This is a genomic window from Arthrobacter alpinus (genome assembly GCF_900105965.1).
Classification (GTDB): domain Bacteria; phylum Actinomycetota; class Actinomycetes; order Actinomycetales; family Micrococcaceae; genus Specibacter; species Specibacter alpinus.
Map to the genome: position 1 here is coordinate 2,849,508 of NZ_FNTV01000001.1, position 23,010 is coordinate 2,872,517.

18 protein-coding genes and 1 tRNA gene are annotated in these 23,010 nt (G+C 60.3%); 9 read left to right on the forward strand and 10 right to left on the reverse strand.

The genetic code is table 11. From position 1 onward, the window contains the following. Positions 1 to 48: 48 nt before the first annotated feature. From BLV41_RS12890 to BLV41_RS12920, 7 genes are all read right to left on the reverse strand, one after another. A complete protein-coding gene (locus BLV41_RS12890; RefSeq protein WP_083360769.1) occupies positions 49 to 1,071 on the reverse strand; it encodes an ABC transporter permease in 1,023 nt (340 codons plus the stop codon). A 17-nt stretch (positions 1,072 to 1,088) separates the two neighbouring features. Further along, complete coding sequence (locus tag BLV41_RS12895; protein WP_074711924.1) at positions 1,089 to 2,630, reverse strand: sugar ABC transporter ATP-binding protein; 1,542 nt, start codon at positions 2,628 to 2,630, stop codon at positions 1,089 to 1,091. Positions 2,631 to 2,849: 219 nt separating this feature from the next. Beyond that, entirely contained in the window at positions 2,850 to 3,764 is a 915-nt protein-coding gene (locus BLV41_RS12900) for an amidohydrolase family protein (RefSeq protein ID WP_211481629.1), read from the reverse strand. Then, on the reverse strand, positions 3,751 to 4,719 hold the full coding sequence (locus tag BLV41_RS12905) for an aldo/keto reductase (RefSeq protein ID WP_074711925.1): 969 nt from the start codon (positions 4,717 to 4,719) through the stop codon (positions 3,751 to 3,753). Before BLV41_RS12905 ends, BLV41_RS12900 begins: the two co-directional genes overlap by 14 nt. Continuing rightward, positions 4,716 to 5,030 (reverse strand): L-rhamnose mutarotase, encoded by a 315-nt coding sequence (locus tag BLV41_RS12910; protein WP_074711926.1) that lies wholly within the window; start codon positions 5,028 to 5,030, stop codon positions 4,716 to 4,718. The genes BLV41_RS12905 and BLV41_RS12910 overlap by 4 nt, the downstream gene beginning before the upstream one ends. Beyond that, positions 5,027 to 6,361, reverse strand: a complete 1,335-nt coding sequence (locus BLV41_RS12915) for an alpha-L-fucosidase (protein WP_074711927.1) — start codon at positions 6,359 to 6,361, stop codon at positions 5,027 to 5,029. The genes BLV41_RS12910 and BLV41_RS12915 overlap by 4 nt, the downstream gene beginning before the upstream one ends. Before the next feature lie 4 nt (positions 6,362 to 6,365). Continuing rightward, the gene (locus tag BLV41_RS12920; RefSeq protein ID WP_074711928.1) at positions 6,366 to 7,703 is read right to left on the reverse strand and encodes an L-fuconate dehydratase; all 1,338 of its coding nucleotides are present in this window, start codon (positions 7,701 to 7,703) and stop codon (positions 6,366 to 6,368) included. Positions 7,704 to 7,893: 190 nt separating this feature from the next. Here BLV41_RS12920 and BLV41_RS12925 point away from each other — a divergent pair, with 190 nt between their 5' ends. After that, complete coding sequence (locus BLV41_RS12925; RefSeq protein WP_074711929.1) at positions 7,894 to 8,793, forward strand: fumarylacetoacetate hydrolase family protein; 900 nt, start codon at positions 7,894 to 7,896, stop codon at positions 8,791 to 8,793. Then, positions 8,794 to 9,552: an SDR family NAD(P)-dependent oxidoreductase gene (locus BLV41_RS12930; protein WP_074711930.1), complete on the forward strand. Its 759-nt coding sequence runs from the start codon at positions 8,794 to 8,796 to the stop codon at positions 9,550 to 9,552. Between the two features lie 196 nt (positions 9,553 to 9,748). Here the strand turns inward: BLV41_RS12930 and BLV41_RS12935 are convergent, their stop codons facing one another. Continuing rightward, a complete protein-coding gene (locus BLV41_RS12935; protein ID WP_139244319.1) occupies positions 9,749 to 11,935 on the reverse strand; it encodes a RecQ family ATP-dependent DNA helicase in 2,187 nt (728 codons plus the stop codon). 114 nt (positions 11,936 to 12,049) lie between these two features. Here BLV41_RS12935 and BLV41_RS12940 point away from each other — a divergent pair, with 114 nt between their 5' ends. From BLV41_RS12940 to BLV41_RS12955, 4 genes are all read left to right on the forward strand, one after another. Further along, positions 12,050 to 13,471, forward strand: coding sequence for a phosphomannomutase/phosphoglucomutase (locus BLV41_RS12940; RefSeq protein WP_074711931.1), 1,422 nt, complete (start codon positions 12,050 to 12,052; stop codon positions 13,469 to 13,471). Positions 13,472 to 13,525: 54 nt separating this feature from the next. After that, positions 13,526 to 13,990, forward strand: coding sequence for a hypothetical protein (locus BLV41_RS12945; RefSeq protein ID WP_074711932.1), 465 nt, complete (start codon positions 13,526 to 13,528; stop codon positions 13,988 to 13,990). Beyond that, positions 13,990 to 14,439: an RrF2 family transcriptional regulator gene (locus BLV41_RS12950; RefSeq protein ID WP_074711933.1), complete on the forward strand. Its 450-nt coding sequence runs from the start codon at positions 13,990 to 13,992 to the stop codon at positions 14,437 to 14,439. The genes BLV41_RS12945 and BLV41_RS12950 overlap by 1 nt, the downstream gene beginning before the upstream one ends. 120 nt (positions 14,440 to 14,559) lie before the next feature. Then, positions 14,560 to 15,732: a globin domain-containing protein gene (locus BLV41_RS12955; RefSeq protein WP_074711934.1), complete on the forward strand. Its 1,173-nt coding sequence runs from the start codon at positions 14,560 to 14,562 to the stop codon at positions 15,730 to 15,732. A gap of 88 nt (positions 15,733 to 15,820) precedes the next feature. Here BLV41_RS12955 and BLV41_RS12960 read toward each other — a convergent pair whose 3' ends face one another. Beyond that, the gene (locus BLV41_RS12960) at positions 15,821 to 17,650 is read right to left on the reverse strand and encodes a phosphoenolpyruvate carboxykinase (GTP) (RefSeq protein ID WP_074711935.1); all 1,830 of its coding nucleotides are present in this window, start codon (positions 17,648 to 17,650) and stop codon (positions 15,821 to 15,823) included. Between the two features lie 289 nt (positions 17,651 to 17,939). Here BLV41_RS12960 and BLV41_RS12965 point away from each other — a divergent pair. Both BLV41_RS12965 and BLV41_RS12970 read left to right on the forward strand, forming a co-directional pair. Continuing rightward, positions 17,940 to 18,012 (forward strand) — tRNA-Arg (locus BLV41_RS12965). Between the two features lie 436 nt (positions 18,013 to 18,448). Further along, positions 18,449 to 20,053, forward strand: coding sequence for a glycoside hydrolase family 16 protein (locus BLV41_RS12970; protein WP_074711936.1), 1,605 nt, complete (start codon positions 18,449 to 18,451; stop codon positions 20,051 to 20,053). A 149-nt stretch (positions 20,054 to 20,202) separates the two neighbouring features. Here the strand turns inward: BLV41_RS12970 and BLV41_RS12975 are convergent, their stop codons facing one another. Continuing rightward, positions 20,203 to 20,955, reverse strand: a complete 753-nt coding sequence (locus BLV41_RS12975) for a FadR/GntR family transcriptional regulator (protein ID WP_074711937.1) — start codon at positions 20,953 to 20,955, stop codon at positions 20,203 to 20,205. 396 nt (positions 20,956 to 21,351) lie between these two features. Between BLV41_RS12975 and BLV41_RS12980 the strand changes: the two genes are divergently transcribed. Continuing rightward, positions 21,352 to 22,974 (forward strand): ABC transporter substrate-binding protein, encoded by a 1,623-nt coding sequence (locus BLV41_RS12980; RefSeq protein ID WP_074711938.1) that lies wholly within the window; start codon positions 21,352 to 21,354, stop codon positions 22,972 to 22,974. The last annotated feature ends 36 nt before the right edge of the window (positions 22,975 to 23,010 follow it).

The window sequence follows — 23,010 nt, forward strand, 5'->3', positions numbered from 1 at the left end:
TTTAACTCCTTTGTATAAACGCAGTGAAAAAACTGATGGTGGAGAAACTTAGTTGGTGGCCCTCTTGCGGCGCATCATGTCCAGGTACACGGCGAGCAGGATCACCACGCCCACAGCTACCTGTTGCCATTCCTGCGGGATGGACAAGATGGACAAGCCGTTGGTCAGCACCGACATGATCAGCGCGCCAATGACGGTGCCGATGATGGAACCCTTGCCCCCGGCCAGGGATGTTCCGCCAATCACGACGGCGGCGATCGCCTGAAGTTCCAGGCCTGCACCTCCTGCGGGCTGGGCGGAGTTGAGGCGTGCCGTGGCAATGACGCCAGCCAGGCCCGTGAAGCAGCCGGCAATGGTGTAAATCAGCACGGTCCACTTGGTGACATTGACACCCGAGAGTGCCGTTGCCTGCATGTTGCTGCCAATGGAGTATGTGTACCGGCCAAGAATGGTTTTGGACAACAGCAGTCCGGCAATAATCGCCGCAGCGAACAAGATGAACACGGCATTGGGGATCACCAGCCCGGGGATTGACTTGCCGAGGGCGAATATCTTTTGGAATCCGGCAACTTCGTTGGTGTAGATCGGCTTGGTGCCGGAGATGACCAGGGCCAGGCCCGCGGCAACCATCATCATGGCGAGGGTGGCAATGAAGGAGGGAATCTTCATGAACGCCACGAGGAACCCGTTGATGCCACCCATGAGCGCACCAAACAAAACGCCGCACAAGACACCCACGATCATGGGCATGCCCAGTTGGGTCATGAAGACTGCCGTCATGACCGAGCACAGTGTCATGCCCGTACCGATGGACAGGTCAATGCCCCCGGTGATGATGACGAAGGTGGTGCCCAGCGCCAACAGCCCTGTCACCACGGTGGAGAGCAGGATGTTGGAAAGGTTTGCGGCCTGGTAAAAATTGGAGCTGGCCACGGAGAAAAACAGCACCAGCGCCAGGAGGCTGGCAAAAGCCAGAAGCTGCTGGAAGCTGGCCCGGAGCCGGGTGTTGAATTCGGATTGTTTGTTGCTGGCAACTTTGGCAGCCTGCGCAGCGTCCTTTGTAAGGGTCATCAGTTCGCCGTACTTTCTTACGTGGTGGAGCGCTGCGCGCTGGGTAGAGGCGCAAGGACTGCGCCAGTGGTGTTGTGGGTTGCCAACTCCATAATGTTTTCCTGGTTGGCCTCTTCGTTGGAGAGGAAGCCGGTGAGCCGACCCTCGCTCATCACGGCAATGCGATGGGACAGGCGCAGCACTTCCGGCAGTTCCGAGGAAATCATGATGATGGACTTGCCCTGAGCCACCAGATCATTCAGGAGTGCATAGATCTCCTCCTTGGCGCCGACGTCGATTCCCCGGGTTGGCTCGTCGAAGATCAAGATCTCGCAATCCTTCACGAGCCATTTGGCAATGACAATCTTCTGCTGGTTGCCACCCGAGAGGTTTTTGGCAACCTGGGCGCTGGAAGGCGTCTTGATGCGCAGTTTGTCGATGTAGCTTGAGGCCGTGGACTTCATGGCCTTGTCGTTGAGCACGCCCATCCGGCTGAACATTTTTAGCGAACTCAGCGCAATGTTGTCCTTGACGTCACGCTCCAGCAGCAGGCCAAGGTGTTTTCGGTCCTCGGAGAGGTACCCCACGCCCATGCTCGCGGCGATGGCGGGATTCCCAATCGAAACGGCAGTTCCCTTGAGCTCAATGGTCCCGGCCGAGATCCGGTCTGCGCCAACAATGGCACGGGCAATTTCGGTGCGCCCGGCCCCCATGAGACCCGCGAAGCCGAGGATCTCGCCGCGGTGCAGCTCGAAGTTGATGTCTCGCAGGAAATCCTTGGTCTCCAAGCCGCTGACCTTCAGCACCACCTCGTCCGACGGCGCTTGGGTTGCCGGACGCTGGTTGCCAGAGATTTCACGGCCCACCATGAGATTGATGACCTCACGCATGGTGGTGCTTTCGGTGTTAACCGTGTCAATGTAGGCGCCGTCGCGGATCACGGTAATGCGGTTGGAGATAGCCTTGAGCTCGTCCATGCGGTGCGAGATGTAGATGACGCCGGTCTGCTGGTTGGTGAAGTTGCGGATCAGATCATGCAACGTTGCCACTTCAGCGTCGTTGAGGGCTGCGGTGGGTTCATCCATGATCAAAATACGCGATTTGTAGGACAGCGCCTTGGCAATTTCGACCATCTGCTGCTTGGCCACGGTCAAGTCCCCCACGCACGCCTTGGGATCCAGATCAATGTTGATCTGGTCAAAAAGCAGCCGGGCTTTGCGGTTTAGGGTCCTTTCACTCAGGAAGATGCCGCCCCGCCGCGGCTCGCGCCCAATGTAAATGTTCTGGGCCACTGTCAGGTCCTGCATCAGGTTGAATTCCTGGTGGATGATGCTGATGCCAAGCTCTTGCGCGTGCTTGGTTCCGTTGATGAGGACTTCCTGGCCATTTATTTCAAAGGTGCCCGAATCCGGGACATAGATGCCCGAAAGCAACTTCATGAGGGTCGACTTGCCGGCACCGTTTTCGCCTACGAGAGCGAGAACCTCGTTGTGCCCTAAGTCCAGCTGCATGTCAGACAGGGCCTTGACACCAGGAAAGCTCTTGTTTACCCCGGAGATCCGAAGAAGTTTCTTACTCATGCTGCCCTCTCAAGGCTTCTACATTTGATCCGACATCAGACCTCTCTGGAGATCTGACACGGGTGGCTGACATTTTTGTCTTCACCATCAAAAACATGAAATGCGCCTACTTCCCGCCTACGTCTGCGTATGCGGGGGAATTCAACTTCCATCATGGTATGTTATCTGCGCCACAAATACACGCACATTCACAGAATACATCCGATGTTTACTTAAATGTTATCGAGAATAGATTCTTTGCGCCGTCCCGGACCAGATGGCCTGGCGATCAGCGGGGCTCAGCGAGGACAGCAAGGACTCCGCGATCCCTACCGTTTGCCGGTACTTGCCACCGAGCAGGCTTACCGGCCAGTCCCCACCAAACATGAGCCGGTCGGGACCAAAGGCAGAAAGTGCAGTGTTCCAGACGTCTTCTAAGGCTTGGGCCGAGTAGTCAGTTCCTCCGGCATGAAGGCCCGATACCTTCGCCGCGGTGTTCGGCAACGCTGCCACTGCCTGCAATTGCTGCTTCCACCGCGCCATCTCGTCTGTGCTCCCGTCGCGCGGCGGTTTACCAAGGTGGTCAATCACCACGGTCAGCTGCGGCAAAGCCTGGGCAAGTTCAACTACCTGGTTCAAATAGCGCGGGAAGGCATCCGGAACGTCAAAGGGCAGCCCGGCCTCGGCCACCATCGCCAGTGACTCACGCACGGACTTCAGTGCCAAGACATCTGGCCGGGGATCGTCGTGAATCAAGGTGCGCACCCCGCAATACACCGAATGGGCTCCCCACCGCTGGAGAAATGTTGCCGTGGCGGGCGGGTCCTCCAAAGGAAGCCAACCCACCACACCCGCTATCCAGTCATGCTTTTTCGCGGCCAATAACATGGCCTCATTATCGGCAGCCGTGTCATCGGCCTGCACCAGAATTGCCCGGTCCACACCGGCTGCAAAGAGCACCTCTTGGGCTTGTTCGGCCGTGAAGCTCCGGAACAAGATGCCGTGGGCAGGCTTCAACCAGGAATACTGCCCAGGAGCCAGTTCCCAAAGATGCAGATGCGCGTCAAGGCGGCTCACGGAGGCCCCCGGGGCGCCACCAACCGCCACAGCCGCCCGTCCGGCGTCGTGCCCTAATTCAGAATCAGGCGTGGACAAGGCGCTCGTCCAACAACCCGCGTGAAACCAGCGCAGTCCACAAGTCAGCAGGGATCTCCACAGCCATGCGCGCTGCCGTCTGGGACATCTGCTCGGCAGTGGAAGCTCCCACAACCACGGTTGCCACGGCTGGGTGACTGAGTGCGAACTGCAGAGCCGCGGCAGGAAGTTCCACGCCGAACTCATCACAACAGGCGGCGAGCGCCTTGGCCCGGGAAAGGATGTGCGCCGGGGCTGGCTCGTAGTTGTAGTGGGCGTTAGCCGAAACCACTGGGCGGGCCAGCAGGCCGGAGTTGTAGACACCGCAATTGGCGACCGCCACATGGCGTTCGCGACACAGCGGCAACAGGTCCGCGGCGGCCGGCTGCTCCAGGAGCGTGTATCTCCCGGCCAGCATGATGATGTCGAGATCGGCCGCGGCCACGCAATCGCGGAGCGCAGCGGCGGAGTTGGCACCCACCCCGATGGCCGTGATGAGCCCCTCCGCTCGAAGCTTTTCCAGCGCGGGCAGTGCTTGCTTGATGCCGGCGTCGAGATCGTAAACATCGGGGTCATGCAGGTACGCGATGTCGATCCGGTCCAGGCCGGTGCGCTCAAGTGAATCCTCAATGCTCCGCCGGATGCCTGCCTCGGAAGGATCCCAACGGCGGACAACATCGGCGGGCACATCGAAGCCTTGGGCATCCCGGTCGCCGGAGGGGTTCGCCACCGGTTCCAAGACTCGGCCCACCTTGGTGGAAATGACAAACTCTTCGCGAGGCTTGGCGGCCAAGAAGGCGCCAAGGCGGCGTTCGGAAAGGCCAAGACCATAGTGCGGAGCCGTGTCAAAGTACCTGACGCCCGCGTCCCAGCCGGCCGCGATGGTGGCGGTAGCAACGGCGTCGGGCATGGCTCGGTAAAGGTTGCCGATGCCGGCGGCACCGAAGCCCAACCGGCCCAGTTCGGGAAGGCTCATGGCAGTTCCCACACTTTCGCCAGTCCCGTGTCATCGCCTGAGTAGTCGTCCTCAACCTCGAGGAGTTCGGCCATGACGGCCTGCCAGGCAATATTGACCGGGTTCAGCGCCAATTCCTTCCGCATGGCCTGGTAGTCAGCTACCTCCACCACGTGGAAAAGCTCCCGTCCACTGCGCCAGATGTTCCATGTACTGACTCCTGCCGCGCGCAATGCGGCGTCCAACTCATCGCTGATGCGGGCGTGAACGGAATCGTACTCCGCCTCCTTGCCAGGCTTCAACCGGGTGTGCAGGGCAATTCTCTGGCTCATGACAAATCGCTTTCGGGGTGCAGGAAAAGTTCAATGACCGGAACGGCCACGCGTGGACGCTGGACGGGAAGTTTCAGCGTCAACGTACCGGGCGCCTGACCGGCAGGGGTCATATGACCGGCGGCCTGTCCGGGATCAAGGACGAGGAAGGGAATTTCGGACGCGTCGTTGAGCAGTTGCGCGTACCGAACCTTGCCAGCCAAACCGGGCAGGTGGACAAATTGAAATGGCCATGCAAACAGGTGCAGGTACAGGCGGTTCCCGCGCAGCGTGTAGCGGGCGTCCTGCGGCGCGGCCATCCCGGCAGCACCGGCACCGTAAATGGAGCGGCTGTGCAAGCGCATCCACTCGCCAATGCCTGCCAACGATTCACGGGCGCGCGGATCAATCTCGCCCCGCCCCGTGGGACCGACGTTCAAGAGCAGGTTGCCACCCTTGGAGACCCCGTCAATGAGCATGTGGATGAGTTGTTCCGGGGACTTGTAATCCAGGTTGTCCCGGTCATAGCCCCAACTGCCGTTGAGTGTCTGGCAGGCCTCCCAAGGAACTTCCTTGTCGCCGCTGATCATGGCGCCGGCGGGCTGGTATTGCTCCGGGGTCACAAAGTCACCGGGAACGTTGAGCCGGTCATTGACGATGATGCCCGGCTGCAGTTCCCGGATCAGCTCCATCAGCGCCACTGAACCCCAATCTTCGGCGCCCTTGCCGCGGAACTTGGGTTCGCCGTCGGGGTTGGCAGTAGCCTCATCCGGATAGGAGAAATCGAAGAAGAGGTAGTCGATCTGCCCATAATTGGTGAGCAGCTCACGCACCTGGCCGTGCAGGTATTCACGGTACCGGGCGCCGTCGCGAGTCTTGTTCAGTTCCTCCCAATCCGGGTTGTTCCGCGCGGCGTGGTTGCCGTCAATCGTGAAATCCGGGTGGTGCCAATCAATGACCGAATGGTAGAAACCAACCTTCAACCCGGCCTCGCGCAACGCCGCAACATACGGCGTGAGCAGATCCTGGCCGCAAGGGGTATTGGTGGCCTTGTAGTCAGTGAGCGCCGAATCCCACAGCGCAAAGCCATCGTGGTGCTTGGTGGTCAGCACCACGTACTTCATGCCGGCGCTCTTCGCCGCGGCCGCCCACTCGCTCGGGTCGTAAAGATCAGGGTCAAAATGGTCAAAATACTTGCTGTACTCCGCCGCATCCATGTTCTCCCGGTACATGACCCATTCATGGCGGGCAGCCAAGGAATACAGCCCCCAATGCACAAACATGCCGAGGCGATCTTCGGTGAACCACGGCGCGTGAGGGATGGCTACCTGGGTAGCGGGCGCTGTTGACATGTTGCTAGACCAATTCCTTCTGTGTTGCGACCTGTTCTGCAGCGTCTGCCAACCAGAAAGCGCCGTCGGGGAAAGTGTATTCAGCTACCGAGGCTGCATGCATCTCACTGCCGCCTCCCGGACTCAGCGGCGGCCAGTAGCAGCCGTCATGAACGTCGATCGGGGTGACGAAGTGTTCGTGCAGGTGGTCAACGAATTCAATCATGCGGTCTTCTTTTTTTCCGGACACAGCCACAAAGTCAAACATGGACAGGTGCTGGACGGCCTCGCAGAGTCCCACACCGCCAGCATGTGGGCAGACGCGGACACCGAACTTGGCGGCAAGGAGCAAGATGGCCACGTTTTCATTCACGCCGGCCACGCGGGCTGCATCGATCTGCAGCACCTGTAGCGCATCGGCCTGCAGCATCTGCTTGAACATCACCCGGTTTTGCACGTGTTCGCCGGTGGCCACGGGGATGGGTGCCACACCGCGGGCAATGGCTGCGTGGCCCAAGATGTCATCAGGGCTGGTGGGCTCTTCGATCCAGGCGATGTCGAACGGAGCCAAGTGGCTCATCCACTCAATAGCCTCGGCCACGTCCCAGCGCTGGTTGGCGTCAACGGCAATCTTGATATCGGGGCCCACGGCCGCCCGCGCCGTGCGCAACCGGCGCACGTCGTCGTCCAGATCGGCACCCACCTTGAGCTTGATCTGCTTGAAGCCGCTGGCGACAGCCTCACGAGCCAGCCGGGTCAGCTTCTCATCCGTGTACCCCAACCAGCCCGGTGTTGTGGTGTAGCCGGGGTACCCCTCGGCCAGCAAGGTGGCTGTGCGCTCTTCGCGTCCGGATTCGGCTGTGCGCAGGATGTCCAACGCTTCGTCGCGGGTCAGTGCATCGGTCAGGTAGCGGAAATCCACCAGGTCCACGAGCTCCTCAGGGCTCATGGTAGCCAGCAACTGCCACAGCGGCAATCCCGCACGCTTGGACTTGAGGTCCCATAATGCATTGACCACGGCACCGATGGCCATGTGCATCACACCCTTTTCCGGCCCCAACCAGCGGAGCTGGGAATCGTGGGCCAGCTCGCGCCATGTGCCACCCATATCTTCGAGCAGTTCCTCGGCATTGCGGCCCAGCAGGTAAGGGGTTAGCGCTTTGATCGCGGCCGTTTCTACATCATTTCCACGGCCAATCGTGAAGACGAAGCCGTGCCCCTCGTGGCCATCGCCACTATCCGTCACAACCCGCAGATACGCGGCCGAGTAGTCCGGGTCCGGATTCATGGCGTCAGAGCCATCTAGATCACGCGACGTTGGAAAACGGACGTCGCTGGTCTCGACGGCAATGATTGTACTCACGGGCTGCTCCTGGTTGGCGAAAGGCTAAAAAGTTATCTCAAGCTAAACATCGGATGTTTTCTGTGTCAATATTGGAAATGCTACTGAAATAGCCGTAGGGTGTGGATAAAACTACCTGAAAGCTCAGACGTTAAGGTTCCGCCAGGACTCCCTAACCACTACCGAACCGCCCGTTAGAGGTAAGAACTTCATGAAGATTGCACGCCTTGGTGAGCAGGGACGGGAAATTCCCGTTGTTATTGCCACCGACTCCACTGGTACTGAAATCAGCTATGACGCACGACCCGTCACGGCCACGATCGACGGCGCGTTCCTGGCCGGTGGCGGTATCGCCGCCCTGCGCGAAGCCGTGAACAACGGCACGCTTCCTGTTCTGGAAAACGCCACCCAGTTGCGTATTGGCTCCCCCATCGCCCGGCCCAACAATGTCATCTGCATCGGCATGAACTACGCCGCCCACGCGGCTGAGTCCGGAGCCCTGCCACCCACCATTCCGGTGGTTTTCCTCAAGCCGAACAACACCGTGGCCGGTCCCTTCGACGCCGCACCGATCCCGCCGTTGTCCGCCAAATACGACTGGGAGGTGGAGCTGGGCGTGGTCATTGGCCGAGAGGTCAGCTACCTGTCCACCCTCGCGGAGGCCGCCGACGCCGTGGCCGGTTACGTCATTGCCAATGATCTTTCCGAGCGCGAATACCAAATTCCTGGCGCCGCGGGCCAGTGGACCAAAGGCAAGTCCCTGCCCAAGTCCACGCCGCTGGGCCCGTGGTTGGTGCCCGCCGGCGACGTTGATGAGAACGGCCTCCAGCTCAAGAGCTGGGTCAATGGCGAACCGCGCCAGGACTCCAACACGGCCGATCTGATTTTTGACGTTCCCACGATCATTCACCATCTGAGCCAGTACATGGTTTTGGAGCCAGGGGATGTGGTGCTGACGGGCACTCCGGAAGGTGTCGCCCTCTCGGGGCGCTTCCCCTACATCCAGAACGGCGACATCGTGGAAGTTGAAATTGATGGGCTGGGACGCCAGCGCCAAGAATTCTTCCGTACAGGCACCGACACCGCCAACACCTCAGCACAGGAGGCCTAAGTGAGCCAGGATCTAGCAACTCTTACAGCCGTGGTCACGGGCGGCGCATCAGGAATCGGCGCCGCCATCGCCGCCAAATTGCAGGGCATGGGCGCACAGGTTGCCATCCTTGATCTGTTTCCGAAGGATCTCCCCGCAGGTCAGCTCGGCTTTGCCTGTGACGTGTCCGACGACGCTTCCGTCACCGCCGCGATTGCCGGCACAGTTGCGGCCTTCGGCGGCGTGGACATTGTGGTCAACAACGCCGGCATTGGCGCGATCGGCTCCGTGGAAGATAATGACGATGCCGAGTGGGCCCGCGTCTGGAACATCAACGTGGTGGGCATGGTTCGCGTTTCCCGCGCCGCCCTGCCGCACCTGCGCAAGTCCTCTGCCGGAGCAATCGTGAACATCTGCTCCATCGCAGCTACCGCCGGCCTGCCGCAGCGGGCCCTATATTCGGCCACGAAGGGCGCCGTTCTCTCACTGACCCAAGCCATGGCTGCGGACCATCTGCGGGAGGGTGTTCGCGTCAACTGCGTCAACCCGGGCACGGCCGATACCCCGTGGGTTGGTCGACTTCTCTCTCAGGCGGACGATCCTGCGGCCGAACGCGCCGCCTTGAACGCCCGCCAGCCGCATGGCCGGCTGGTGACGGCAGAGGAAGTTGCGGGCGCCGTGGCCTACTTGGCCAGCCCGCTTTCCGGTTCCACCTCCGGGACATCAATTGCAGTAGACGGCGGAATGCAGGCCCTGCGTCTGCGCCCCGTGGAGGCTTAGAACGAAATATGCGGCACTGGCTCGGCATTTTTCCGGCGACTATCCGACACATGGCAGAGGGCGGCCTTGGTGTCTCCTTTGCGTCGCCTACATGAAATGCCGGGCCACCGCCGTCCATCTCCCAGCGCGGCGCGCCACCTAAGTGATGCGACGTTGCCCAAAACACGCAGTTAAGTGATGCAGTGTTTGATTGGGGTTAGCCGGCTTGTGCCAGCACCAGCGGCAGGACCTGATCGGCACCGGCCTGGCGCAGCGCTCGTCCCGCCACTGTGAGTGACCATCGGCTGTCTACGAGGTCATCCAATAGCAGGACCGGCCCGGCCGGTCCTGCGGCAAGCGAGGCCTGAAGTTCAGCCCCCACGGAGAACCGCTCCCAGACTCCGGCGAGACGGTAGGCACTGTTGCCGCCTCGTGCGCCGGTGGGTCCGCCAAATTCAAGGGACATCTCCCCCAAATACGGCAACCGGCCAATCTCACAGATGGCCTGCGCAAAAGATTGCAAGAGCTGGGGCTTGGTGCGCGACGGCATCGACACAACGGCAACCGGGCGACCGGCACCCTCCCAACCGCCCTGTCCCCATTCGCGCAGGACCGCAACCACGGCGTGGGCCATGGCCGCATCAATGGGCGCATCCGGTGTTCCCTGGGCAAAGATGGATCGCAACGCATTGCCCCACCCAAGATCGGTGAGCCTGGCCAAGGCGCGGCCCGTTGCCACAAGCTCATCTGCTTTGAGCTTTCCCTTGATCGGCACACCAAGCCGGTCCATCCCCGTAGGCCACATGGCCCGCGGGTCAAGGGGCAGCCCTGCATGGCGAAGCGACTCGCCCGCAGCCTGCGCAGCAGCCGAGGCGACCTCCGCGTTGAACCAGCGTCCGGCACAGTTGTCGCACCGACCACAGGGCTCGGCCGTGGAATCGTCCAGCGCGGCTGCCAGATATTCCATGCGGCAACCTGACATGCGCTCGTATTCGATCATGGATTGTTGTTCATCCACCCGGGCCTGGGCAATGCGACTGTAGCGTTCCTCGTCATAGCTCCACGGCTGGCCTGTGGACTCCCATCCACCGGCAACCCGCCGTACGGCACCGTCCACGGCGAGGACTTTTAGCAACAGCTCCAGTGGCGTGCGGCGAAGGTCAACGCGGGCCTCCAGGGCCGGTGTTGACATGGGTTTGGGTGATTCGCCCAGTGCGGTCAGGACGGCCATCGCCTTGTCTTGGGCTGGCATCGACGCTGTGGCAAAATAACGCCAGATCTCTGCGTCTTCGCTGCCGGGCAACAACAAAACGTCAGCATTGGCACTGCCACGACCCGCACGACCCACCTGTTGGTAGTAGGCCACAGGGGACGACGGCGCACCAAGGTGAACAACGAACCCCAGGTCTGGTTTGTCGAACCCCATGCCCAAGGCGCTTGTGGCAACCAAGGCCTTCACCTGATTGTTTTTGAGGGCTTCTTCCAAGGATTCACGCTCCATGGTGTCGGTGCGTCCCGTGTACGCCTTGACCACGTGTCCGGCCTCAGCCAGAAGCCGGGCGGTATCCTCCGCGGCCGAGACTGTCAGCGTATAGATAATGCCGCTGCCGGGCAGCTCCGCCAGGTGTGTGAGCAGCCAGCCAAGTCGATCGCGGGAATCAGCCAGCCGCAAGACGCCCAAGCGCAGCGACTTGCGCGCCAGCGGTCCCCGAATCGTGAACACGCCGGTTCCCAATTGCTCCTCAATATCGGCAACCACGCGCGAATTGGCGGTGGCGGTGGTGGCCAGCACGGGTACCGAGTCCGGAAGCTGCGCAATGAGATCGGCGATCCGGCGGTAATCAGGGCGGAAATCGTGGCCCCAGTCCGAAATACAGTGAGCCTCATCAACCACCAGGAGACCCGTGCGGCGTATCAACGAGGGGAGCTGGTTCTCGCGGAAGGAGGGATTTGTGAGCCGTTCGGGCGAGACAAGCAGCACATCTACTTCATCAGCGGCCAGCGCGGCAGACACCTCACCCCACTCCGTTGCATTGGCGGAGTTAATGGCCATGGCTCGAACACCAGCGCGTTCGGCGGCGGCGACCTGGTCTCGCATGAGAGCCAGCAAGGGCGACACGATCAGCGTGGGGCCGGCGCCCCGGGCTCGCAGCAGCAATGATGCAACGAAATACACGGCCGACTTCCCCCAACCGGTTCGCTGGACCACCAAGGCTCGCCGGTTGGCGTCAACGAGGGCCTCGATTGCTTCGAACTGGCCATCGTGGAATACAGCGTCCTGCCGCCCCACCAGTGCCCGCAGCACCTCAAGTGCCTGTTCCTTGGTGTTGGGGTCGAATCCCTGCCCGTCCGGATATCCGGACGGTATGGCGGTGGATGTGCCTTGCGCTGGGTGCATTGTCATGCGTCCCAGTATTCCAGCGACCACCGACATCCCACGAGCCACTCTGGGTGCAACTGTGGATAACTGCGGCTTGGCCTAACATCGGCCGCGATTTCTCGGCGGTAGCATGGTGGGGTGACTACTGAAGATTTTTCGCCGGTTAATTTGTCCGATTCTTTCAAGGCTTATGACGTTCGCGGGATCGTGGGCGATTCCATCACCGCTGCCTCGGTGCAGGCCGTGGGTGCCGCGTTCGTGGAAGTTCTGGGCCTGAGTGGGCAGACGGTACTGGTTGGTGGCGATATGCGCCCCTCCTCCCCCGAGTTCTCCCAAGTCTTCGCTACCGGCGCCGCCAACCGCGGCGCGAACGTGAAACTCTTAGGCCTGATCTCCACCGACGAGCTCTACTTCGCCTCCGGAGTACTCAACGCCGCCGGCGTGGTCTTCACCGCCAGCCACAACCCTGCCGAATACAACGGCATGAAAATGACCAAGGCCGGAGCGGTCCCGCTCTCCTCCGAGACCGGGCTCACCGAGATCCGCGATCTCGCCCAGTCCTACCTGAACACCGGCCTGCCCGCCACCACCCCCGGCAGCGAAGGGACCATCAGCGAGGCCGACGTCTTGAAGGACTACGCCGAATTCCTGCGTTCCCTCGTAGACCTCACCAGCTCACGCCCCCTGAAGATCGTGGTCGACGCCGGTAACGGCATGGCCGGCCTGACCACCCCGGCCGTCCTGGGCGACGCGCTCCTGCCCGGACTACCCTTTGAGATCGTCCCGCTGTACTTCGAGCTCGACGGGACCTTCCCCAATCACCCCGCGAACCCGCTGGAACCGGCCAACCTCGTAGACCTCCAAGCCGCCGTCGTCCAGCACGGCGCGGACCTGGGCCTGGCCTTCGACGGCGACGCCGATCGCTGCTTCGTCATCGACGAACAAGGCGCCCCCGTCTCCCCCTCGGCCGTTACCGCATTGGTGGCCCGCCGCGAGATCGCCCGGGCCAAAGCCGGTGGTGAAGAACGCCCCACCGTGATCCACAACCTCATCACCTCCCGCGCCGTGCCCGAGCTCATCGAGCACGACGGCGCACGCGCCGTGCGCACCCGCGTGGGCCACTCCTTCATCAAAGCCACCATGGCAGAAGAAGGCGCCGTCTTCGGCGGTGAACACTCCGCGCACTACTACTTCCGCGACTTCTTCAACGCAGACACCGGCATGCTCGCCGCCATGCACGTCCTGGCCGCCCTCGGCGAACAAGACGAACCGCTCTCCGAGCTGGGACGCGAATACGAGCCCTACGTCTCCAGCGGCGAGATCAACTCCCAACTCGAGGACGTCCCGGCCGCCGTGACCCGCGTCCGCGACGCCTACACCCGCGATGACGTCACGATCGATGAACTCGACGGCCTCACCTTCACCGCTGCCAACGGCGACTGGTGGTTCAACCTCCGCGCCTCCAACACCGAACCCTTCCTGCGCCTCAACGCCGAAGCCATCAACACCACCACCATGACCACAATGCGCGACACCGTCCTGGACCTCATCCGCCAGTAACACCACCACAACCCACGGATACAACAGAAGTACAGAAGCCACGCAGGAGCATTGATGGACCACGAAGCAACAGAACCCACGCAGACAGAAATGGACAAGCTGGTCCAGGACGATCTGAACAAGTTGATCGGCACCGCCCTTGGCGTAGCAGCAGAGCAGCTGGAAGCACACGGCGCATTTTTGCCGGTGGGTCTGGTTCTCACCCACGACGACGAACTCAACATGATTGCAGTTGCCCCGAACACCGCCGATGGTGACGAGGAAAACGATCTTGACGCAGATGAGATGGTTGCGGACCTGTTTGAGGCGCTAGGGCAACAGCGCGAACAAAACCGGGCGGCCGCCGTGGTCTGTGACATCCACCTTCCTGAAGATGCCACGGATGCCATTCACGTCATGGCCGAACACAGCACGGGCGTTGCTGTCTCGGCAGTGCGCCCCTACCGCCAGAGCGAGCAGGGCTGGGACTACAGCGATCCCTTCCTGGAAGCCGGCGAGAAAGTGATCTGGCCTGCTTAGTGCGCATTAACAGCTTTTCTGATGTGAGTCTGAGGCTCCTCATGGTTTTGTGTGCCGCGCCAGGTGCGGAGTTGCCTACCACGCGTGAGCTCGCCGAGACCGTGAAGACCCCTTACCACCATGTCAGCAAGGCCGTCCTGAAGTTGCGGCAGATGGGTCTGGTTGAAGCCATTCGTGGCCGTAGCGGCGGCGTGCGAATCACCCCCGAAGGCAGAAAAGCCACGGTGGGTGGTGTGTTGCGTGTTTTGGATGATCACGCCGACGTCGCCGCATGCCAAACCGTCGCCGGTGAATGTCCGCTAATCCACGGCTGCGGACTGCGCGGCGCACTCAATCATGCACGGGAAGCCTTTTACGCGTCGCTGGACGATGTGACTGTCAGCAGCCTGGCTCCCCAAACCCAGACCGGGCCCGTCTCCGTGACGTTAAGCACTCGCCCACAGGGCTAATCCGCAGCATTTCGCGCTCTTTTCTACGAATCGTAGAAATTGCAGTCCTATTGGTGTCAAAAGTCGCATATCAAATGCTACTTTGGAAGTGTCACTCTGACTTTTATCCAAGGAGTAAAGATGCTTTCGGAAAAATCACGGCCCCTCATCGCCGCAACCCTCCCACTGGTGGGCTCACGGCTCGGCGCCATCACCCCGAACTTTTACAACCGGATGTTTGCCGCCCACCCCGAGCTCCTGAACGGCCTGTTCAGCCGTGCCAACCAAAACAACGGCGAGCAGCAGAAAGCCCTGGCCGGCTCCATTGCCGGCTTTGCCACCGCACTCGTGGCCAACCCAGACATGATTCCCGAACAGCTGCTCAGCCGAATTGCGCACAAACACACATCACTGGGCATCACCGAGGACCAGTACCAGATTGTTTACAAGTACCTCTTTGAAGCCATCGCCGAGGAACTCGCCGACGTCATCACCGCCGAGATTGCCGAGGCCTGGACGGAGGTCTACTGGCTCATGGCCAACGCCTTGATCAAGCTTGAAAAGGGCCTCTACGCCATCCAGGCCAATAACAAGATGTGGATGCCATGGACTGTTATCGAAAAGACTCCGGCGGGCACCGACGCCATGACCTTCGTCTTGGAACCGAGCGATGACACCGCCGTTACGATCGCACGGCCCGGCCAGTTTGTTTCCGTCAAGGTCGCCCTGCCGGACGGACTGTTGCAGTGCCGCCAATACTCGCTGTCCGCTGACGTGGATTCGACCACTCGTCGCGTTTTCACCACCAAGCGCGATGACGGTGGCGAGGTCTCACCAGTGCTGCACCGAGATATCAAGGTGGGGGACGTGGTCGAACTTTCCAATCCATACGGCGATGTGACCCTCGACGGCGACGGACCCGTGGTCTTTGCCACCGCAGGAATTGGTTGCACTCCCTCGGCCTCTGCCCTGCGATCCCTGGCCGCCAATGGCGCCAACCGTGAAGTCATGGTGCTGCACGCCGAAAGGAATCTGGCAGCCTGGGCCTTGCGCGATCAAATGACGACTGATGTTGCCTCGATTGACGGCGCGCAATTGCAGCTGTGGCTGGAAGAACCCGCGGAGGGCTTCCACAAGGGCTTCATGTCCTTGGAGGGCCTGGACCTCCCAGCCAATGCTTCCATGTACGTTTGCGGACCCCTGCCATTCATGAAGGCCATCCGCAATCAAGCCATTGAGGCGGGCATTCCCTCCGCGAAGATCCACTACGAGGTCTTCGGCCCGGATCTGTGGCTCGCCGGCACCGACGCGTAGGCTGCCAACGCAAAAGCAGGAGCCGAGGGTCCCGGAGCGGGGAAATCTTACTGCTCAGGGGGAGAACCTCGGCTCCTGCTTTTAACGACTAAGCGGCGAAGCGGGCCTTCAAGCTGGTCAACTCCGCAGCCATCGCTGCCGGCAGTGAGTCACCAAAGCGTGCGTACCACTCGTCGATTCCCGCCAGTTCGGTTTCCCATTCAGCGGGGACCACCTTGAGTGCGTCTTCCATGTCCGACGCCGGGACCGCCAACCCGTTCAGGTCCAGTGATCCTTCTGCCGGAACGAAGCCAATGGGGGTCTCGACGGCTTCAGCGGTGCCTTCGAGGCGTTCCACCACCCACTTGAGAACTCGGCTGTTCTCACCGAAACCTGGCCAGGCGAATCCACCACTGGAGTTGCGGCGGAACCAATTCACCAGGAAGATCTTCGGCAGGCGAGCCTGATCGGCCTTGGCGGAAAGCTCGATCCAGTGCTTGAGGTAGTCACCGGCGTCGTAGCCAATGAACGGAAGCATGGCCATGGGATCGCGGCGGACCACACCGACGGCGCCAGTTGCAGCCGCCGTAGTTTCCGAGGACAGCGTGGAACCCATGAAGATGCCGTTGGCCCAGTCGCGAGATTGCGTGACCAAAGGGATGGTGGTCTTGCGACGGCCACCAAACAAGATGGCGTTGATTTCCACGCCCTCAGGTGAGTAGTAGTCGTGCGAGAGCATGTCCACCTGATCGATGGGGGTGCAGAAGCGCGAGTTGGGGTGCGCAGCCGGGGTCTCGGAGTCAGGGGTCCAGCTGTTCCCCTGCCAATCCGTGAGGTGCCCGGGAACCTCGTCCGTCATGCCCTCCCACCAAACGCCGCCGTCGTCAGTCAAAGCAACATTGGTGAAAATGGAGTTGCCCTTGGCGATCGCAGCCATGGCGTTGGGGTTGGTGGACCAGCCAGTACCGGGGGCCACGCCAAAGAGACCTGCCTCAGGGTTGATTGCGCGCAGCTCGCCGTCCTTGCCGAAGCGCATCCAATTGATGTCATCTCCCAACGTCTCCGCCTTCCATCCGGGGATGGTGGGCTCGATCAGGGCCAGATTGGTCTTTCCACAGGCCGACGGGAATGCGGCAGCTACGTGGTAGTCCTTGTTCTCCGGGCTGGTGAGCTTGAGGATGAGCATGTGCTCAGCCAACCAGCCCTCATCGCGTGCCATGACGGAGGCGATGCGCAAGGCGAAGCACTTCTTGCCGAGCAAGGCGTTTCCGCCGTATCCGGAGCCGTAAGAGAAGATGGAGCGCTCTTCGGGGAAGTGCACAATCCACTTCTCATCGTTGCAAGGCCAGGCAACATCGCTCTGGCCGGGAGCCAGCGGCGCGCCTACCGAGTGCAGTGCCGGAACGAAGAACGCATTGGTGTCCTCGATCTTGTGCAGTACCTCGGTACCAATGTTGGCCATGATGCGCATGGAGGCAACCACGTAAGCAGAGTCGGTGATTTCGACGCCAAATTTGGGATCCTCGGCGTGCAGGGGGCCCATGACGAAAGGAATCACGTACATGGTGCGTCCACGCATTGAGCCGGCGAACTTCTCATCCAGGATCGCCTTCATGGCGGTCGGGTTCATCCAGTTGTTCGTGAATCCGGCATCCCGCTCTTTTTCGGAGCAGATGTAGGTCCGACCTTCAACTCGGGCCACATCTTTGGGGTCCGAGAATGCGGCGAACGATTTAGGGAACAGCTCCGGATTCAACCGCGTTAGAGTTCCGTCAACAACCAGCTGATCGGTCAGCTCTGCATATTCCCGTGCAGACCCGTCTACCCAGCGGATATGATCCGGCAAGGTCAAAGCCGCAACCTCAGCTACCCAGGCTGCCAAGCCCTCGTGGGTCGTCATTGCCTGCTCAACGTGTTCTTGCACTGGCGCGTGGCCCATCGTGTTTCCCTTCATCGGGTGGTAGGTGGTGTCTAAATGCTATGACCCGGAAATAGGCCGCCCCGGGTATCGGATATGGGATGTACCTAGGGTTGCTGGTACAGAAATCCCGGATTTCTGCGGATTACCACTTTTGTTATGGTCGACATTTGTGAGCTAGATCACCTAGACCGGTCTAGTGTCGGGGAACACTGCCAAATAGAGCCTTCCCGATTTGTACTCCGCGGCTAAGTTGGGTTAGAGTTATTCACGGCCCGAGGGTCAACAAAGAAACAAAGAAACAAAATATGCGTGCGTAGCTCAACGGATAGAGCACCTGACTACGGATCAGGAGGTTGGGGGTTCGAGTCCCTTCGCGCGCACTTCAAGAAAAAGTCCCAAACATTGCGTTTGGGACTTTTTCATTTAACTGCCCCACTCTTGGTCGCCGACCCAGGCGCCTGGGTCGCCACCGCCCCACGCGACGGGGCGGAAATCCGCTTGGGCCGCCGATTCCAACAACTCCCACCCCTCTCCGACCTTCGGTGCGCCACAGTGGCCCGCAGCGCTGTTTCGCGGAACCGGACATTCAATCCGAAGAAGCGCGTTACAAGACAAGAGTGTTGCCGATCACATTAGCTATGTGCTTTGATAATAAGAATCAGCCTATCAGGCCCGATTTTTAAGTCATATTTCACTAATAGCTATGAACTTTGTTCATATGTTACCGTTCTCATGATTCCCGATCGAACGTTCTGGGCCATGCAACCCATCGATGTAAGTTCCTCTGCACCTCGTCACTAGAAAAGGACATTTCTTATGGAGAAAGCAACTGAACCACAGCACCTTGATGTCGGAAATGCTGGGCTAACGCTCGGTCGTCGCGCTTTTGTCGGCGCTGCAGGCATGATGGCGCTCGCCTGCGCAGCCGCACCCGATGCCCTTGCCGCACCGAAGGGCACCAGCCCCGGTGGGCCGTCCGAACAAACCTGGCGTGAACTGTTCGCCGGCAAGACTCTCAACAAGGACCTGTGGGAGTACGAGCTTGGGAACATTCGCGGCAACGAACAGCAGCACTATTCCAGTGGCACAGACAATGTTCGAGTCAAGGATGGACAACTCGTCATCGCCGTAACGGATAGACCGGCTGCCGAGCAGTACCGCAATACCGCACGCCATGGCGCCAATGCACGTCTGGTCAAGTACAACTCCGGCAGCATCCGGACTCATGGCCGGAAGGACTTCCTCTACGGCAAACTCGAGATTCGCGCCCGCCTGCCCAAGGGCAAGGGCGCCTTCCCCGCCATTTGGATGCTGGGGCACGACTTTCATCTCGACGGTCGAATCTCCACATCTCAAGGAACTGGCTGGCCAAGCTGCGGCGAGCTCGACGTCGTCGAACTGATTGGCGCCCCCACCCTGGAAAGGGCAAGTCAAGGAGAAACGGCAAAGGCTGATGTCAGCAACCGCAAGATCTATGGCACCCCTCACTTTGCGTACCGATTGGGCGATGGGGACGGCGACGGCACTTACCGTCCTTACGCCCTCGGCGGAGCCAGCATGATCGCTACGGACTTCAACGACGACTTTCACGTTTTCGGCATCAACCGGACACCAGAGAAGCTCGAGTGGCTGCTCGACGGGGAGGTATACAAGACTCTCTTGTTCACCGACCCGGATCCACTGGAGAACGAGCGCCGCCAAGCCGCGGCTGCCGGCATGCTCCGCCCCATGTACTTGCAGATAAACCTCGCCACCGGCGGCAACTGGGCCGGCGACGCCGGAGACCACCTCGCCGAAGACGGCACCAGCATTGTCGTCGACTGGGTGAAGTATGAACAAACTCCCGAGCAGAAGGCGGCAGACACTGCGTACTACGCAGCGCTTCCGAAGCTCCAGGGCGTGGTCGACATCGCCATCCGGCAAGGCCAGCTCGTCGATCTGGCGAAGGAGGTTTCCGTGGATACCGCCGGATACGAGGCCGCATGGTCGGTTAACGACACCCCAATGTTCGTCAACGGCGGTGCGGCCGGTGGACGGAACGAGGTCCGAGTGGTGGCCAGCAGCCATGCCGGATCGCCGACCACGGCGGACCTTCCTGCTGGCGTTTACACGCTGTACTACACCGCTGTTCCGACGGGTACGTTCCTGGGCTCCAGCTACAAACTTGCCCCGACCGTGCCTACCCAACGCGCCCGTGCCGTACTTGCGGTCCTACCTGCCAACGGCATTACAGGCGAGCCACGCGGCAAGGTGGGAACTATTGACCTCCCGGATGGCTGGAACTTCACCAAGCCCTCCCTGAAAATCGCAAAGAACGAAGAGTTCGAGGTCACCTTCATCAATCCCTTGGACATGACGGTTCCCGCCGAGAAGCGCTTGCCCGTCACCTTCACGCTCGCCAGGGACGCCATTACCTTGTGAGGGGTGGACGTCAGTCCCGGTTCATCGACATAGTCATTGCCTGCGATGCAGGCCGGCGCCCTAGGTGCTAGGAAGCACGACGCCGGAGCGGCTGGTAGGGCGAAATCCTACCTAGGCCGGCTGTCCGGCGTCGTGCGTTAGCTAAGACTCTAGGCCTGGAGTGCGTGCGGGTGGCCAGCTTCAACGAACTCCTTGATCTTGGCGCGGATGCCATCGAAGTGGGAATTCAACAGGGCTGCCGCCCTTGGCGCATCTTGGGCGGCGACGGCCTCATAGATGCTTCTGTGTTCAGAAGCCGTGTGCATCAAATCGGTACCGCCGGTGCCAACCTGCAGGTGGATCTTGCGGTATACCTTCCAGAAGACACTCATGAGGTTCATGAGCAGATCGTTGCCCAAGGGTTCAAAGAGCAAGCGATGGAATTCCGCATCAGCTTCCGCGAACCCTTCTCCGCGCTCGGCAAGTTGCTCCATCTTCACCACGGCAGCCTCAATGAGAACCAGATGCTCCTTGGTGACCATGGCAATGCAGGCACCCATGAGACCGGCTTCGAGCGCTTGGCGAATATCAACAAGCTGCAATGCCTCAAGGCCCTCATGGCGCAGGGACAGCCGGCCGCGGAACGTCAGGCCGTCCGCGAGAGCATCAAAGTTGCTTGGCGCTACAAACATCCCAAAGCCATGGCGAATTTCAATGACACCCAGGGCCTGCAAAACCTTCAATGATTCGCGCAGGGTGTTTCGCCCAACGCCCAAAACTTCACAGAGTTCGCTTTCTGTAGGCATGGCATCGCCAGCATCAAGATCGCGGCTCAAAATGAGCTCCATGATGTCCGCCTGAAGTGCGCGAAGCCGAACCTGGGCACTAAACCGTGCCTTCGGCGTTATGGTCGAATTGGACAACAAAACTCCTCAGAAAATATGTATTGCAGGAACTCCGAATTCCGCACTTTAATGGTGTTATTGGGAGCATTTGCCCCAATGCATCCAACAGTTTGAATGTCTTCGTTCTGCGTCTTTCGGGCCGTGCCGCCACTCGCGAACCAACGTGATCTAAACCATAGAATATCGGATGTCCGACGACTTGCCTACAACCGACCCCGGGCCCTGCAATACCAAGTCGGCAATGAGTCACAGATGAGCACCTATTCAAGCATCAGCGAGTCGGGTTGACCGAGATCAAATCGAGACCATGCACACACTTGACCAACCGCTGTGATCACGATTACAGTTTCCTCATAAGCATCGGACGTCCTACATCCGATAACTACACTTTAGACGAAATGGTGAGTCAACAGAATGAGCAATACTCTTCAGAACCTGCCTTCCAGCCCCGCTTCACGGCGCACGTTCCTCAAGGCCGCTGGAGTCCTTGGAGCAGCAACCGCGTTCACGGCAACACTCGCAGCTTGCGGATCCTCGGATAAGGGCACGGAGACCAGTGGCTCCGCAGCCGCAGTCAACAAGGATCTCTCCATCGAGGCCGGCATCTCCTACTCGCTCTCCACGGGTTTCGACCCCATGAGCTCCTCAGGCGCCACCCCGCTGGCCGCCAACCTGCACATCTTCGAAGGCTTGGTTGAACTTCACCCGGCAACGCGTGAACCGTACAACGCGCTGGCCAAGGAAGACCCCAAGAAGATCGATGACCTGACCTACCAGGTTACGATTCGCGACGGCGCCAAGTTCCACGACGGCACCCCGGTCACCACCGAAGACGTTGCTTACTCCTTCGAACGCGTCATGGACCCGGCCAACAAGGCCCTGTTCGCACAGTTCATCTTCTTCATCGATTCCGTCAAGGTTGTCGACGAGAAGACTGTTGAGTTCAAGCTCAAGACCGCATTCGCCGGCTTCGGCCCCCGCATCTCCGTGGTCAAGGTTGTCCCCAAGGCCATTGCATCAGCCGACCAGAAGGCCTTCGACGCCAAGCCGATCGGCTCCGGCCCGTACAAGTTCGTTTCCGCAGCCAAGGACGACAAGATCGTCTTTGCTCGCAACGATGACTACAACGGCCCGAAGCCGGCCCTGGCCAAGGACATGACCTGGCTGCTCCTCTCGGATGCATCCGCCCGCGTTACGGCAATGCAGTCCGGCCGCGTTCAGGCCATCGAAGATGTTCCCTACCTGGATGTTGACGCCCTCAAGGGCAAGGTTGACGTTGAGTCCGTTCAGTCCTTCGGCCTGATGTTCCTCATGTTCAACACGACCAAGGCCCCCTTCGACAAGAAGGAAGTTCGCCAGGCCCTGCACTACGCCCTGGACAAGGAAGCCATCATCAAGACCGCCCTGCTGGGCAATGGAACGGCTGCTTCTTCCTACTTCCAGGAAGGAAGCCCCAACTACCAGAAGGCTTCCACCGTTTACGCCTTCGACGCAGACAAGGCCAAGTCGCTGCTCTCCGCGGCAGGCGTATCCGGCCTGAAGCTGACCCTGACCAGCACGGACACCGCCTGGGTCAAGGACGTCATCCCGCTCATCAAGAAGAACTGGGATGCCGTTGGCGTGGAAACCACGCTGGAGCCCTTGGCTTCCGCAGCTGTCTACGCACCCGAAAAGGTTGGCGGCCTGAACTACGACGTCGTCGCCGCTCCCGGCGATCCCTCCGTCTTCGGTAACGACGCTGACATCTTGCTCAGCTGGTTCTTCCGTGGCGACACCTGGGCCAAGAACCGCTTCGCATGGAGCGAAACCGCAGAGTACAAGGAAGTCCAGACCAAGCTGAACGCAGCACTGGCCGCTTCCGAGGCTGACGCCAAGAAGCTCTACAGCGAAATCATCAACATCATCGCTGAAGAAGCACCGCTGTACCCGATCTTCCACCGCAAGCTGCCTACGGCTTGGGATTCCAAGAAGCTCAGCGGCTTCGCACCGCTGCCCACCACCGGCGTTTCCTTCGTTGGCGTTGGACGCACCGAGTAATTTCGGCGCTTTGCTTCACTTTGCATGACAGATTCA